A 15,017-nucleotide genomic window follows, 5' to 3' on the forward strand; every position below is an offset into this window, starting at 1 on the left:
GGATACTGCAATGAGTGATGCTTTACTGACTATTGAAAATCTCTCTGTGGGCTTTGCGAACGGTAAGCCTGTCCGCCCGGTAACGGAGAAAGTCTGCCTGACAATCAAGCGGGGAGAAACGCTGGCGCTGGTGGGGGAAAGTGGTTCAGGCAAGTCAGTGACGGCGAATGCCATTCTGCGTTTGTTGCCTAAAGCTTCGGCACGTTATCTGGACGGTCATATTTATTACGATGGCGTGGATATGCTGCGGTGCAGTGAACGCCAGATGCGTGGGTTACGCGGAAACAAAATCGGTATGATATTCCAAGAACCTATGATGTCGCTGAACCCGCTGCATAAAATTGGCCGCCAGCTGTGTGAAACGCTGTCTATACACAAGGGAGTGCGTCAGAGACCGGCAGAGAAACGTGCGCTGAGCTGGTTAAAAAAAGTGGGTATCCGTAACCCCGAGCAACGCATGTATGCCTATCCTCATGAGTTATCAGGCGGTGAGCGCCAGCGTGTAATGATTGCCATGGCGCTGATCAATGAGCCCGATCTCCTGATTGCGGATGAGCCAACAACCGCCCTCGATGTTTCTGTTCAGGCCCAGATTCTTGATTTGCTGAAAAATCTGCAGCAGGAGCTGGGCATGGCTATGCTTTTTATTACGCATGATTTGAGTATTGTGCGAAAAATTGCCGATCGGGTAGCGGTCATGCAACTCGGGCAGTTAGTGGAAACCAACGAGAGAGATATCCTTTTTACGTCGCCTTCCCATCCTTATACCCAGAAACTCATTAACTCTGATCCCACCGGCGAGCCTGTTCCGGTAAACGGGGATCCTTCTGCGCTGTTTGAAATAGACAAATTACGAGTCTGGTTCCCCGTCAAAGGGGGGATTATGAAACGTGTTATCAGCCATATTAAAGCCGTGACCGATGTGAGTTTCCAGCTGAAGCAGGGACAGAGTGTCGGGCTGGTCGGAGAAAGTGGCTCAGGGAAGTCGACGACCGGGATGGCGATACTCCGATTGCTCAATAGCGAAGGGAGTATTCGTTTTGATGGCCAGGAGATCAGTCAGCTTAACCGTAAAGGCATGTTACCTTTTCGCAGTCGTCTGCAAGTCGTATTTCAGGACCCGTTTTCTGCACTGAATCCAAGAATGTCTGTAGCTCAGATTATTGGCGAAGGTCTGAAAGTCCATCAGACTTTATCCGATGAAGAGGAAGACGCGGCGATTTGTCAGGCAATGAAAGATGTGGAGCTGGATCCATCCACCCGCTTTCGTTATCCCAATGAATTTTCAGGTGGGCAACGTCAGCGAATAGCCATAGCAAGGGCGCTGGTATTGAAACCGGAGTTTATTCTGTTGGATGAACCCACATCCTCATTGGATCGCACAGTGCAGCATCAGGTACTGAATTTACTGAAAGAATTGCAGTTGAAGTACGGCCTGAGTTACCTGTTTATCAGCCATGATCTGAATGTCGTGAAGTCATTGTGCCACTATACACTGGTATTGAAAGATGGCTGTGTGGTAGAGCAGGGGCCAACCCGTCAGCTGTTCAGCCACCCCGAAGCCGAATATACCCGCCACTTAGTGAATTTGTCTGCGGTTAACTGAACCCCGCTCACTGTTCGTCTTCTAAGCTGAACTGCTTTTTTGGGAGGCAGTTCATGCGTCATATTTCACATAAATGCTTTTGATGGCATATGCTTGCAATACAGTATTTTGTGTCTGTTGATGCCTGCTCCGTATCTGTCACGACCTCTTTATGCTGACATGCTGCACATTATTGACATCTTTTGTGAATCACCTGGCTAATACTTATACAAATTATCACAGGCCTAACTGGTAATGATTGGTGGGGTGTGCCGCATTTGCCGTCAATCACAGTTTCAATGACTGGATGTTGTGGATTTGTTGCTATTTGATGCCTGCATCAAGCAAATCAATGCTGATGAAATAAAATTCTTAACAATAAGGTTACAATTTGCGTATTATACTGCTCGAGTTGTAACCAAACAGACTATAACAGGGAGACTCATATGCAGTCATTGGTCGATTTTATCAACGGGATAATATGGAGTCCGGCATTGATTTATCTTTGCCTGGGTGCCGGTTTATTTTATTCCATCACAACACGTTTTATGCAGGTTCGCCATTTCAGCGAAATGCTTCGCCTGCTTTTCGCTGGTCAGAGTTCGGCAAAGGGGATTTCCTCGTTCCAGGCACTGGCGGTTTCACTGTCAGGTCGTGTCGGTACAGGTAACATTGCAGGTGTTGCTGCCGCCATCGGTTTTGGTGGTCCGGGTGCCGTATTCTGGATGTGGGTTGTAGCCTTCCTGGGTGCTTCTACAGCTTATTATGAATCAACACTTGCTCAGATCTACAAAGTGGAAGACGAAGGTCAGTTCCGTGGTGGCCCTGCGTATTACATTGAAAAAGCAATGGGTCAGAAGTGGTATGCATGGATCTTTGCGATTTCGACAATTGTCGCTTGTGGTCTTCTGTTACCTGGTGTGCAGTCAAACAGTATCGGTAACGCGGTTGAAGCAGCGTTTGGTTCTGGTGATGTGATCGAAACCACTTTAGGTACATTCAGTTCTGCGAAGATCATCACTGGCGCGATTGTATGTGTGGTACTGGCTTTCATCATCTTTGGTGGTGTTAAGCGTATTGCTCACTTTACTCAAATCGTTGTTCCTTTCATGGCGCTGGGTTATATCGTTATTGCCTTCGTTGTTATCCTGCTGAACATTGACATGGTGCCGAGTGTGTTTGCCACCATAGTGGGTGATGCCTTCTCGCCAATGGCGGGTGTCGGTGCAGCTATCGGCTGGGGCGTGAAGCGTGGCGTTTACTCCAACGAAGCCGGTCAGGGCACTGGTCCGCATGCAGCAGCAGCGGCTCAGGTTGATCACCCTGCTCAGCAAGGTATGGTGCAAGCGTTTTCTATCTACATTGATACGCTGTTGGTGTGTAGTGCAACGGCATTCATGATTATCATCACAGGTGCCTACAACGTACACGGTGGCGCTGAAGGTGCATTCCTGATTCAAAACCTGCCAGCTGAAATTGCTGCTAACAGCCCGGTATTTACTCAGATGGCGATTGAAACAGCAATGCCTGGCCTGGGTAAACCCTTCGTGGCAATCGCACTGTTCTTCTTCTCATTCACAACAATTCTGGCGTACTACTACATTGCAGAAACCAATGTTGCGTACATCCACCGTACCATTCATGTACCTGGCCTGATGTTTGTACTTAAGCTGTTCTTGCTGGCATCTGTATTCTACGGTGCAGTGAAGACAGCCGATCTGGCATGGGCGCTGGGTGATGTTGGTGTTGGCCTGATGGCGTGGTTGAACATCATCGGTATTCTGATCATCTTCTTCATGGCGAAACCAGCGCTGAAAGCGTTGAAAGACTATGAAATGCAGAAGAAAGCCGGCGTGAAAGAGTACGTATTTGATCCAGTGAAACTCGGCATCAAAGGTGCTGATTACTGGGAAGAGCGTATGAAGCGTAAGGGCCAGAAAGCGCCAGACCTGGGTGAAGATTCATCCGCGACAGGTACAGCGAAATCAACCTTATAATGTGAATTGACAGACATTCATTAACTATCCAGGGCCAGCATTTGCTGGCCTTTCTTGTTTAAGGCGTTCACTCAAGTGACAGTGCAAGACACACTTACTTATACACGTTGATGCTTATGTGTTAAATTTTCCGTCGGAAAGTACAAGCAGATTGGTGGGTATGAGTAGATGTATCAAATAGCTATCGTCATTTTTGATAATTTCACGGATATCGATTTTTTCTTATTACGGGATATTTTGGGAAGAAGCCAGATGGACTGGTCTGTCAAAATATTAGGCACTAAGCCGTCCCATATATCTTCTTTAGGAATGGAAGTAAAAACAGACGGGCATGTTGCAGAGACATCGGAGGCCGATGTTGTGTTATTCAGCAGCGGTTACAAAGGGGTTCCGGCGGCGTTAAATGATAATGAATTTATGGCATCGCTTAAGCTGGATCCTCAAAGCCAACTTATTGGGTCAATTTGTGCTGGTGCGTTTATTCTGGCCAAGCTGGGGCTGCTGGATGGCATTAAGGCAACGACTCATCCGGATGCAAAATCAGCGCTTGAGGCTGAAGGTATTCATGTCCTGGATAAGGCGCTGGTAGTACATGGAAACCTTGCTACAGCAGGTGGGTGCTTGTCGCAATTGTACCTTACAGGCTGGTTGGCAGAGCGTTTGTATGGTGTGGATAAGCGTCGGGAAATTCATCGGCAGCTTATTCCTGCAGGCCAGTCAGAAATGTTTGAAGCATTAATCAGCCGTACACTTTCAGAAGCATGACTACCTGAGGGCTGGATGCGCTGTCATTCAACATTGTGAAAATGGATGATTATTGAATCTTAAGGCAGTCTTTAAGAGGTGATTCAGGATGAATTTAGAAACACAACAATTAACATTAGAGCCCATCGCTGAAACGGACTGGCCGCTTTTTAAGGCACTTCATACGATACCGGCCGTAATCGAAAAGTGTTTTGATGCGCCATCTGACGACGAATTAGAGAAAAAATTTCATGCGCGTCTTCAGGCGTGGACACCTGAAAGCGGAGCATGGTTAACCCTGGTTATCAAAGAAAAATCGTCAGGTGGCAAAGTCGGCATCACTGGTTTTTTTGTTGATCAAGGTATTGCGGAAATGGGTTATCTGCTGATGCCTGAATTTTACGGCAAAGGCTATGGCACAGAATCCCTGCATGCAGTGATTCACTGGGCGGAAGAAAAATTAGGACTTAACTTGTTCAGAGCTGTGGTAACAGAAGGTAATGTCGCTTCAGAACGAGTGCTGGAAAAGTGTGGTTTCAGGTTACAGAAGAAAATTCCCGAAGCGTATGAAATTGGCGGTGAGCTGTACGCGGATCATGTTTATCAGCGAGCGTCATAGGTTTTGTCTCAGAAAACCTGGTTAATGAAAGGAAAGCCGCCAGACAATGAGCCTGGCGGCAATGAAGGGATTACACAGTAAACTGTTTCATCAGTTCATTTTGTTCGCGTACGTTCTTTATCTGGGTTTCCATCGCCACACTGGTTTCATTGGCGGTTTCAGCAACCAGAACCGACAAGTCCTTTATATTGATGGTATTGCCATTGATATCCTCAGCAACCAGGCTCTGTTCCTCTGCTGCTGAAGCTATCTGTATGTTCATATCGTTGATCTGCTGAATGGCTTCACGGATACGAGACAGTGCTTCGTCGGCTTCCTGTGCCGTTGCTACGGTTTCGCTGGCCGTGTTTTTACTCAGCGCCATGGTGCTGGTGGCTGAGCTGGCGCCTGCCTGAAGTTGCTCAATCATCTGACGTATTTCTGTCGTCGATTGCTGAGTACGTTGTGCCAGCGTCCGGACTTCATCGGCGACGACCGCAAAACCCCGGCCGGAATCGCCAGCTCTTGCAGCTTCAATGGCAGCATTCAGTGCCAGCAGGTTCGTCTGGTCGGCAATGTCATTGATCACCTGAAGAATGCGCTCAATGTTGCCTGTGGCAGACTCCAGTTCTTTGACGACATCGACTGCCTGATCAATTTGATCAGACAAATCATGAATCGACACAGATGTCCGGGAAACGATATTACCGCCTTCCTGTGCAGCCAGCTCTGCCGCTGATGCTGCAGACGCAGCACTGTGTGCATTGTCTGCCACGTTAGCCGATGTTGAAGCCATTTCATTCATGGCTGTTGCCAGCAGTTCAAGCTGTTGCAGCTGGCTGTTCATGGCCTCGGATGAACGATTCGCTCCCTGAGCCGTCAGCTCAGTGCCTTGCATAATGTCGTTGCTCAGCGCTTGCGAGCGTATGATCTGTTGCTGCATACGTTCAGTGAATTGATTAAAACTTTGCGCCAGAGACGCAAATTCTGGCTCGGTATTGGTGCTCAGACGCTGGGTCAGATCGGCTTGTCCGGTGGCTATGTTTTTCATGGCCTGATTGATGACATCCAAAGGACGCATCAGGCGTTTGACCATTAAAAAGACGGCGATGAAGCCGACAATGATGAACAGCAGAGAATAAATAATGGCGTTGTTTTTAATTTGATCAACAGCGGCAAACGCCACATCATTTTTCAGGACCGCACCAATATACAGTGTCTGTCCTTGTACTTTATGGAAGCTGATATTGACGGATTCATTATCGAGCATCGTATCTAACGGCTGCTCTGAGATTTGTATACCGGGATAAGCTTTCGACAGCAGCTTACCGTTAACGTCTTTGTCAGGGTGCGCGATGATGACATCATTCTCTGAGACCAAAAAGAGATAACCGGCATTGAACAAAGAAGCCTGGTTAATCAGATTAGCAATTTTACTCATGCTGACGTCAAAGAAGATCGCACCTGTAAACTGGCCGTTGTCTTTAACCGGCGCTGCGAAAGAGACCAGAATTTCGTTTGTGACCGAATCCCGGTATGGCGATGTAATAATCATATGCCCGGCTTCTTTTGCCTGGGTATACCAGGGACGAGCACGGGGATCCCAGCCTGGTGCAGGCTTCCAGGACGGATCGCTGATGATGAAAGAGCCGTCTTTTTCGAACCCGATGCCGGTTAGCTCAAAGGTGTTTTTGAGCACAGGCTGGCTGATAATCTGGCGAATGCTATCAGGAGATAAATTTTGCTCGACGATCCCAGCGGTGATATTGGCTAATTTCGTCCGGCTGGCTATCTCTGTGACTAAGGTTTGATTCACGCCGGAAACGATTTCATCAATGCTGTTGTTTACCAGCTTATGCACATCATCCCTGGTGTGAACGTACTGGATGCCGGAAAGCAGAACTAAAGCGGCGAACAGTATTGCCGACGAAGTGGCAACGATTTTGTGGCTAAACTTCATGGAGTCCCTCAACTACTGTAATTGCTATTATTGTTCCTCCATTGTCGGTGCAGGCTTAAAAAGTCTTAACAGCAAAAATATGTAATTGTGATGAGTGATAAATATTAGGAATGATTTTGTGAGGAATAATACATTCCTGTTCCGAATATTAAACCAGGACTCAATGAAAAAGGGCAGCAATACGCTGCCCTGATATTCCATTAAGGGAATATTAGTCGATCAAACCATACTCATTGCGTAGCACAGTAATGATTTCTTCTTTCGGATTACCGCTGAGCTCAATTTTCTTACCTGTGACTTTCTCTGCAATGCCGGTGTAAATGCGGGAAACCTGCATCAGTACATCTTTAGGCAGTGCATTGTCACGGGCCAGTGCTTCACGCTCATCCATGCGTTCTTTGTTCAGGAGAATGTCCGGGTCAGGGAAGTGGTTCAGCAGTAACTGACGGAAATCTTCTTTAGAGTTTTCGACAATTTTGCCTTCGCGGTATGACGGGCCATCCCAGATGCGGGATGAATCCGGTGTGCCGACTTCATCCATGTAGATCATCTTTTCCTGACCTTGTGCATCGGTGACATAACCGAACTCAAATTTCGTATCGACAAACATCTGGTCAAGTTGCGCCAGCGCGTCGCTGATAACGCCAAACCCTTCTTTCAGCAGCACTTCGTAGTGATCAACATCTTCAGGCTGGCTGAAATTGAACGCCTGATAATTGTTGAGCAAGTCGTTGCGCGTCACATTCACGTCATCGACAGCAGGCACGCCCGGAATGTCGTGCAGAATTCCTTTGGTGGAAGGGGTAATCAGAACTTCTGGCAGTTTCTGATCTTTGGTCAGGCCATCAGGAACCTGGATGCCGCAAAATTCGCGGTCGCCATTTGCATAGGCACGCCACATGGATCCAGTGATGTACTGGCGGCAGATGGCTTCTACTTTGATGGGGCGGGCTTTCTGAACTATCCAGATAAATGGGTGAGGGATATCCAGAATATGGCTGTCTGCCAGGCCTTTCTCGCGGAACAGGTGGAACCAGTGGTTGGAAATCGCATTCAGTGCCGCGCCTTTTCCCGGTACACCTTTCAGGCCACCTTCACCATGCCAGATGCAGTCGAACGCAGAAATACGATCGCTGATAACCATGATTGCCAAAGGCGCATCCGGGCGAACATTGTAGCCTTTCTCTTTAATCAGCCGGCGGCTGTCAGCCTCAGTCAGCCAGTATACGGAGCGGACTTTACCGCTGTGAACCGGCTGGTCGGTACGGATTGGGAGATCATCATTTACAGCAAGAACTTGATCAGCAAGGCTCATGGTGAAGTTCCTATTTCAAGAGTCAATTCGATGAGAATCGCTGTTTGGGGTGTCGCCCAATCAGCGCATATCCTGTTGGCGAGGCAGATGATAGCAGAAGTGTTTTCGCCTTTCAGCAAAAAAGCAAACGTTTGCCTTGATGTTTCTCTGAGTGGCGCTAAATGCAACAGTACCGCCATTTCGCCTGAATTTTCAGCGGTAATCGCAAAAGGCTGACAGGTGTTAGTGCGACGGGCGGAACTGTGGCAAAATCACTGTCCTTTCAGACCAACAGGTAAAAACGGTACATGATGCATTTTACATCCGAGCAGCAGGGTTTTATTCAGCATCGCGAGGGAAATGCCTTATGTATTGCCGGTGCGGGGACGGGTAAAACGACGACCCTTGTCGGCCTGATTCAGGCTCAGCTCGACATGCGACCGGCCAGCGAGATGCTGGTATTGATGTTTAACAGCGATATACGCCGCGATTTTCAGCAGAAACTCAACCAATCAGGCATCACCCAGTCTGTACCTGTTCATACCTTCCACAGCTTCTGTCTGCGGGTGTTGAATCAGTCGGGTTACCTGGCTGAAAGCGGATACCGTGTTGATTTCAACCCTGGCGAAAACGACAAAAGTCTGGCTAAACAAGTGCTGCGACAAATGGCGGGGAAAGAGACGACTTACAGTAAACAGCAGCATTTGAAAGAGCCGAAAACCCTTGAACTGTTGCTCAGTTTTGTCGGTCTGGTGAAAGCGCATATGTTGCCGCCTCATGAAGTGTTTGCCATGGCGGGCATCAACAATGACTATCGCTTTATTCTGGATGCCTACACAGCCTTTGAACACTTGCGGCAGGCGCAGAAGTTACTGTTTTTTGATGACTGGCTGGTGACTGTCGTGTCACTGTTTGAACAAAATGCCTTACTGCGTGCGCACTGTCAGCAACAGTGTCGATTACTGGTGGTTGATGAATTTCAGGATATCAACAATGCGCAATACCGTTTATTGAAGCAGTTGCTTGGGCCTGACTGTCAGCTAATTGCCGTGGGCGATGTGGATCAGTGCATTTACACCTGGCGGGGCAGTGCGCCGCAGTTCATGCTGAATTTTGAACGTGACTTTGCCCCCGCGCAGGTCTATTCGCTGTCACAGACTTTTCGTTTCGGCCATAGTCTGGCGCTGGCCGCCAGCCATCTGATTGCGCATAACCAGGCTCGCTTTTCAGATTTCCTGACCGTGCCTGCAGACAATATCCCTGATACTCAGGTTAACCTGATAGGCTCTCCCCGACAGGTGGGGGAAATTGTCAGTGCGGTACAGGCGTATATTGAACAGGGTGGTCAGCCGGACGATATCGCCATTCTGGTAAGGCGCTGGTCTCAGACCCTGCTGTTTGAATTGGCGTTTCTCAGCAAACAGATTCCGTACCACATGCCCGTACCTTCAGTGCTGGCAAACAGCCGTGAAGTGCGTTTACTGATGGAGGTCATGACCCTGGCCATTGGGCGATTTGCCCAGTTAAATGATCAGGACAGATCCGCACTGCTGTTCAGCCTGCTGTCATTCCCCCATTGTTACGTACCCAATAAAGCGCTCAGACCTTTATGTGATCAGCTGGTGAAAATACCGGATAGCCGCTGGGTTGGTTTTGCTGAGCGACATGCCCAGGTGAACCCCAATCTGAAACTGGATAACCTGATTGAACGCCTTGAGCTTTTTACCCGGTTACAGCGCAAGGGCGGGCAGAAAGCATTTGATGTGTTTGAGCAGTATCGGCGGGAAAGCGGTCTGGACAGCTGGATATGGAAAACCGAAGCCACAGCCAGTGAGATAGAAGAAGCGATAGACAGGCTGGATGCGGTATCGACCGTGCTGGAGTCTATGGATCAACGCTGCGAAAAAGCCTTACAGTATTTTGAGTTCTACACGGCGCAATCCCGCGATACCGGTCAGGGACAGGCAGATCAGAAGCCGCGTTCGGCCAGCGTGCAAGTCACCACTATATTCCGGGCAAAAGGGTGCGAATATCAGCGTGTATTCCTGCCGTTCTGGGATAAAGATGCCTTTCCCTATCGCAATCCGGCAGCTACAGACATGAAAACCGATAAGGAAGAAGAGCGGCGGTTGGCTTATGTCGCTTTAACGCGGGCGAAAGCGTTTTCGGCTGTGTATTACACCGATTCGGAAAAGAAAGGCAAACGTAATGCCAGTACCTTCGTTCGGGAAGCTGCCATTGAGCAGGCCAAAACCATTGGGCCAGCCCTGTATCAGAACGGGCCACTCCCCGCTGCACCATCCCCGGTGACGGAAAGGTATTACGAACGTGTCGGCCGGGCCGCGGATGCAGCGCAAAGCGCGGGCAGTCGCACGCCACACAAAACGCTATCCAGGGCAAATAACCCTAGCCTTAACCATGCCAAGCTCAGTCAGGCCAATCATGTCAGCTCTGCTGCTTACAGCTACCTGTGGGCTATTGAGCAGCCTTTGCCTGATAACGCTGAGAAGGTGATTCGTTCCTTGCTCCGAACCAAAAATGCCCGTTACCTTGATGCAGAAATTACCCGGTTATTACGTGATCTGGAAATGGCAGAGGACAGTAAAAAACCTGTGCTGGTTAAACGTTTGATTGCGGTGTCCCACGCGCGTCGGCAGGTGCTCAGATGAAGGCGTATTTACTGCAATACATCTAATTTCTTTTCTAATTGGTTCAGCATTAATGTCGCATCCGGCTTATCAGCATTCAATCCGGTGATCAGTGTCATAAAGTAGCAATCCATCATTACGGCAGCTCGGTGTTGATCGTAACTCGCTTCATGTGAAAACAAGCGCTGGCGGAAGGCTTCCAGCTGCTTTTCAAACTCTTCCTGTTGCCAAATCAACACCCGAAATAACTCTTTGCTGAAATCCGCTTCCAGACAATAAAACGCGTAAAGGTAACCGGCAAAGTGCATGAGTTTCTCTTTGGGGCAGCTCTCGGGGCAATCAGAATTTGCTTCCGTTAAGACATGATCAATTTGCTGACTAAAACCGGCTTTCAGTAAATCCAGTTTTGTCGGAAAGTGGCTAAATACCGTTCCGGCCGCTACCTCAGCGTGTTCAGCAATATGTCGTGTCGTTGTGTCTTGATAACCGTTCTCGCGAAATAATTGCCAGGCGGCTTCCTGAATTCGTCGTTTTGTTTGTTCTCTTTTCATCATTTCTTGCTGCTTTGCTGATAGCTCGTTGCGGATGAGCAGCCATCATACCGTAATTGGTAAGCGGACTTCATCTTGAATGTTGAAAATTGAGCGCGCTCAACTTAATATAAATGAGCGCGCTCAATTTTATGAAATGGAAAGATGGAGAAGTCGAATCATGAATAATTTACTTTTAATGAAAAGAGTAGTACTTCAGGTGTTGCGCTATGGGGTGTATTTGCCGTATCTGGTGTTTTACAGTTTTGTTCTCGGGCCGATTGTGGGCGGTATATTGATGATTGGGGGAGTGGCTGTGCTGTCATTGATCCTTGGCCCGAAGACGAGCTGGCTGGCATTGAAAAAGGCGTACCGAGAAGAGGAAGTAAGGGGATTGAGCACGCATTAAAACGGGAAAGCGATGTAGTGAGCAGTCTTAAGAGTGGGCGTTTAGGTTACACACACTATTTTGCGTTTATGAATCTTTCCTGAACGGTCGCCATTTTATAGCGTCCAATGCAAAAGGAAGGGCTGACAATGCGATTTCAGTGGTTGCTGATCATACCGTTTTTCTGTTTGCTCACGGCCTGTTCTTCATCTCAGGTACATTGGCGGGATATTTCGCCAAATGCCGTGCAAGCAAACGCCGCCGAGGAGCCTCTGTCATTGTGCAGAGAGCTTTACAAGGATGAGGCCCAGATTTATCAGTGCGAAATAGAAATGTCGGCACTGTTACGGGCAAGGCAGCAGTGCGAAAAAGATACCGATCCCCGTTACTGTGTGCTGATGGCGGAATACACCTGGCGTCATTACAAAGATCATGTGCTGGAGGATTCCCCGGATATCAAGCAGGCGGGAACTTATCCTGTGATGTGCGGGTACAAAGAAAATCGGATAGCGCCGTGCTCTCTGACAAAATAATGTTTAATACTCAGCATCATACAGTCGTCTCTTTATACTGATACATCAATCTGCCAGTAACAGAAAGATGTTGAACGGTATAAGAATGGGTTACCAAACCCTATAAGTTGTGATGCTTGGCTGCCTTTGGCAGCCTTTTTTTATGTCTGCTATACGCGGTTATAGTTGATGAAATGTGATGCCATTGATATGTTTTCATGTTCATATGATTGTTAGGCGGATGTTTGAGCCGCACGAAATGATGAACGGGGAGCAATGGATGTCGTTAGCATTATTACTGGCTGAATTAGAGGCGTTAGGTGAACAAAATGACGCAACTGAATCAGACCGATCGAAAAAACTGCTGAATATTACCCGGGACACAGGTGAGTTCCTCTCTGTCATGGTGAAGGCGACACGTGCTGAAAATGTACTGGAAATTGGCACGTCCAATGGTTACTCAACCCTGTGGCTGGCTTCGTCACTGCCCGCAGCAGGCAAAGTGGTAACTGTTGAAAAACAGACAGATAAAATCACAATGGCGACTGAAAACTTCGTACGGGCCGGATTACAGGATCGTATCGAACAGGTTCAGGAAGATGCCCGCGAATACATACAAAGCACAGATCTGAGCTTTGATTTTATTTTTCTCGACGCCGATCGTTCAGCTTACATGGATTATATTGACTTGCTCCTAAGTAAACTTTCAACGGGTGGGGTATTAGTGTGTGACAATGCAATTTCACATCGTCATGAACTCGAAGCCTTTACCGACTATCTGTGCCGCCAGGAAGGGTTAACGACCTGTCTGCTGCCCGTCGGCAAAGGTGAGCTTGTCGTGTATAAAGCATGAACGCGAAGCTCGAAGAAGGAACGGGGAAATGAAATCAAGGGACATGGTTCTTGCGCTGCTGGTTGTCGTTATTTGGGGTGTCAACTTTTCTGTCATTAAGATAGGGCTGGAAACACTGCCGCCGATATTATTTTCTGCATTGCGATTTGCTGTGGTGGCTGTCCCGGCTGTGTTTTTTATCCCCTTCCCGAAAACGTCCGTATGGAACGTGCTGGGTGTCGGCGTATTTCTGGGTGTGCTGAAATTTGGCTTACTGTTTATCGCCATGAAAGCGGATGCTTCAGCCGGCTTATCATCCCTGATATTGCAAGCTCAGGTGTTTTTCACTATTGGTTTGAGTGTCTTACTGTATAAAGAAATGGTCAGTCGGTATCAGGCACTCGGCATCCTGGTTGCCGTGGCAGGTTTTGGGCTGTTTTTTCTCGAAGCCGACGGCAACATTACTGCCATGGGCCTGGTGATGATTCTGGCGGCCGCTTTTTGCTGGGCAATTGCCAACACCATTATGAAGCGGATGCAAGGGGTTAATTTGCTTCACTTTATGGTATGGGTCAGTCTGGTTCCTCCGCTGCCTTTGCTGCTAATCTCGTACTTCACAGAAACGGCACAGCCACTGGATGTGCTGCTCGCTGCCACTTCGGACACATGGCTGGCACTGCTTTACGTGAGCTATATTTCAACGTTGCTGGCTTTTGCATTATGGGGGCATTTACTGAAAAGCTATCCCGCAGCCACAGTGACGCCTTTTGCTTTGCTTATTCCCGTCGTCGGGATGTTCACATCCACACTGGTACTGAACGAGCGCATGACTGAAACAGAAATGGCAGGCGCAGGACTGATTTTTCTCGGTTTGACATGCTGTATTTTAGGGGGACGACTGATGCAGGCAAAAAGTCGTGCTGCCCGGCAGCAGCTCTAAAGCCTGATTGAAAAAATAACGTGTTATGTCTATCAACCCAATCGTGGAAAATGTTTTCCGTATGTAAGGATGTTATTATCTTTTACACACAAATAGCGTGTAAATAGGGAAACACTTAATACAAAAAGGAGAACAGATTGAATATTCTAATAGTACACTGTCACCCAGAACCTATGTCATTTAACGCGTCATTGAAAAATACTGCAGTAGCATATTTTGAAAGTTCTGGTCATCAAGTTGAAGTGTCTGATTTATATTTGGAGAATTTTGACCCGGTAGAAAAAGCTGAACATTATTTGAATCGTGTTGAAACTGATAGATTTGACATACTTTCAGAGCAACGTAATGCTTATAAAACCAAGACCTTACCATCCGATGTTCAGCGAGAGATACAACGTCTCGAAAACTGTGACTTAGTCATTTTTCAATTCCCACTGTGGTGGCATCAACAGCCAGCTATGTTAAAAGGCTGGTTTGACAGGGTTTTCGTTGGAGGTGGGTTGTACACAAGTAAGATGCGTTATGACAAAGGTTATTTCAAAGGTAAACGTGCAATTTGCTCTGTGACTTCAGGTGCGCCTCTGTCAACGTTTACTGAAAATGGACGTGGTGGAGGTGATATTCAGATGTTGCTACATTCACTGAGTTATTCATTGCATTACATGGGCTTCACTGTATTGCCACCATACCTATCAACGGAAATACAAAACAAAGGGTTTACTTACAAATCTCCGTCACAATTTAATCAGGATTTGCAGGACAACCTCGCAGACTGGGAGAACCAATTAAGCCGGTTAGACGATAGGGTACCTATGTCTTTTCCAGGATGGGATGACTGGGATGAATTAGGAAATGAGAAAGATAAAAACTCATGAATAGCCTGATTTCAATGCTCACTGATATATGTACTGGTTTAATTCTTTTCTGTGTTTTATAGGTCATCAATGCTACCCATTGGCTGAGAGCATGATAAGTTCACTGTCTTACCC

General features: G+C 47.7%; 13 protein-coding genes. 10 read left to right on the plus strand and 3 right to left on the minus strand.

Going from position 1 to position 15,017, the window contains the following annotated elements:
• Window positions 1-10 precede the first annotated feature (10 nt).
• From Q4491_RS02600 to Q4491_RS02615, 4 genes are all read left to right on the plus strand, one after another.
• Window positions 11-1,606 carry an ABC transporter ATP-binding protein gene (locus Q4491_RS02600; RefSeq protein WP_218387287.1) on the plus strand — a complete coding sequence of 532 codons (1,596 nt, stop codon included), beginning with the start codon at window positions 11-13 and terminating at the stop codon, window positions 1,604-1,606.
• A gap of 425 nt (window positions 1,607-2,031) precedes the next feature.
• Complete coding sequence (locus Q4491_RS02605) at window positions 2,032-3,582, plus strand: sodium:alanine symporter family protein (protein WP_192016764.1); 1,551 nt, start codon at window positions 2,032-2,034, stop codon at window positions 3,580-3,582.
• A gap of 168 nt (window positions 3,583-3,750) precedes the next feature.
• Window positions 3,751-4,347 (plus strand): DJ-1/PfpI family protein, encoded by a 597-nt coding sequence (locus Q4491_RS02610; protein ID WP_303454183.1) that lies wholly within the window; start codon window positions 3,751-3,753, stop codon window positions 4,345-4,347.
• An 88-nt stretch (window positions 4,348-4,435) separates the two neighbouring features.
• Window positions 4,436-4,945, plus strand: a complete 510-nt coding sequence (locus Q4491_RS02615) for a GNAT family N-acetyltransferase (RefSeq protein WP_303454186.1) — start codon at window positions 4,436-4,438, stop codon at window positions 4,943-4,945.
• 70 nt (window positions 4,946-5,015) lie between these two features.
• Here the strand turns inward: Q4491_RS02615 and Q4491_RS02620 are convergent, their stop codons facing one another.
• A complete protein-coding gene (locus Q4491_RS02620) occupies window positions 5,016-6,884 on the minus strand; it encodes a methyl-accepting chemotaxis protein (protein WP_303454189.1) in 1,869 nt (622 codons plus the stop codon).
• Between the two features lie 211 nt (window positions 6,885-7,095).
• Window positions 7,096-8,199 carry a phosphoribosylaminoimidazolesuccinocarboxamide synthase gene (locus Q4491_RS02625; RefSeq protein ID WP_303454191.1) on the minus strand — a complete coding sequence of 368 codons (1,104 nt, stop codon included), beginning with the start codon at window positions 8,197-8,199 and terminating at the stop codon, window positions 7,096-7,098.
• Window positions 8,200-8,486: 287 nt separating this feature from the next.
• Between Q4491_RS02625 and Q4491_RS02630 the strand changes: the two genes are divergently transcribed.
• Window positions 8,487-10,847 (plus strand): ATP-dependent helicase, encoded by a 2,361-nt coding sequence (locus Q4491_RS02630; RefSeq protein ID WP_303454194.1) that lies wholly within the window; start codon window positions 8,487-8,489, stop codon window positions 10,845-10,847.
• A gap of 8 nt (window positions 10,848-10,855) precedes the next feature.
• On the opposite strand, the gene Q4491_RS02635 is transcribed toward Q4491_RS02630, so the two are convergent.
• Window positions 10,856-11,380, minus strand: a complete 525-nt coding sequence (locus Q4491_RS02635) for a TetR/AcrR family transcriptional regulator (RefSeq protein WP_218387366.1) — start codon at window positions 11,378-11,380, stop codon at window positions 10,856-10,858.
• A 157-nt stretch (window positions 11,381-11,537) separates the two neighbouring features.
• Here Q4491_RS02635 and Q4491_RS02640 point away from each other — a divergent pair, with 157 nt between their 5' ends.
• The 5 genes from Q4491_RS02640 to Q4491_RS02660 all read left to right on the plus strand — a co-directional run bounded on the left by Q4491_RS02640 (window position 11,538) and on the right by Q4491_RS02660 (window position 14,903).
• Complete coding sequence (locus Q4491_RS02640; protein WP_192016758.1) at window positions 11,538-11,765, plus strand: hypothetical protein; 228 nt, start codon at window positions 11,538-11,540, stop codon at window positions 11,763-11,765.
• A gap of 128 nt (window positions 11,766-11,893) precedes the next feature.
• Window positions 11,894-12,277 (plus strand): hypothetical protein, encoded by a 384-nt coding sequence (locus tag Q4491_RS02645; RefSeq protein WP_192016757.1) that lies wholly within the window; start codon window positions 11,894-11,896, stop codon window positions 12,275-12,277.
• A 259-nt stretch (window positions 12,278-12,536) separates the two neighbouring features.
• Entirely contained in the window at window positions 12,537-13,109 is a 573-nt protein-coding gene (locus tag Q4491_RS02650; RefSeq protein ID WP_303454203.1) for an O-methyltransferase, read from the plus strand.
• Between the two features lie 28 nt (window positions 13,110-13,137).
• Window positions 13,138-14,028: an EamA family transporter gene (locus tag Q4491_RS02655; protein ID WP_303454205.1), complete on the plus strand. Its 891-nt coding sequence runs from the start codon at window positions 13,138-13,140 to the stop codon at window positions 14,026-14,028.
• A gap of 137 nt (window positions 14,029-14,165) precedes the next feature.
• On the plus strand, window positions 14,166-14,903 hold the full coding sequence (locus Q4491_RS02660) for an NAD(P)H-dependent oxidoreductase (protein ID WP_303454207.1): 738 nt from the start codon (window positions 14,166-14,168) through the stop codon (window positions 14,901-14,903).
• Window positions 14,904-15,017: the final 114 nt, after the last annotated feature.

Source organism: Photobacterium sp. 2_MG-2023 (assembly GCF_030547675.1).
Classification (GTDB): Bacteria; Pseudomonadota; Gammaproteobacteria; order Enterobacterales; family Vibrionaceae; genus Photobacterium; species Photobacterium arenosum.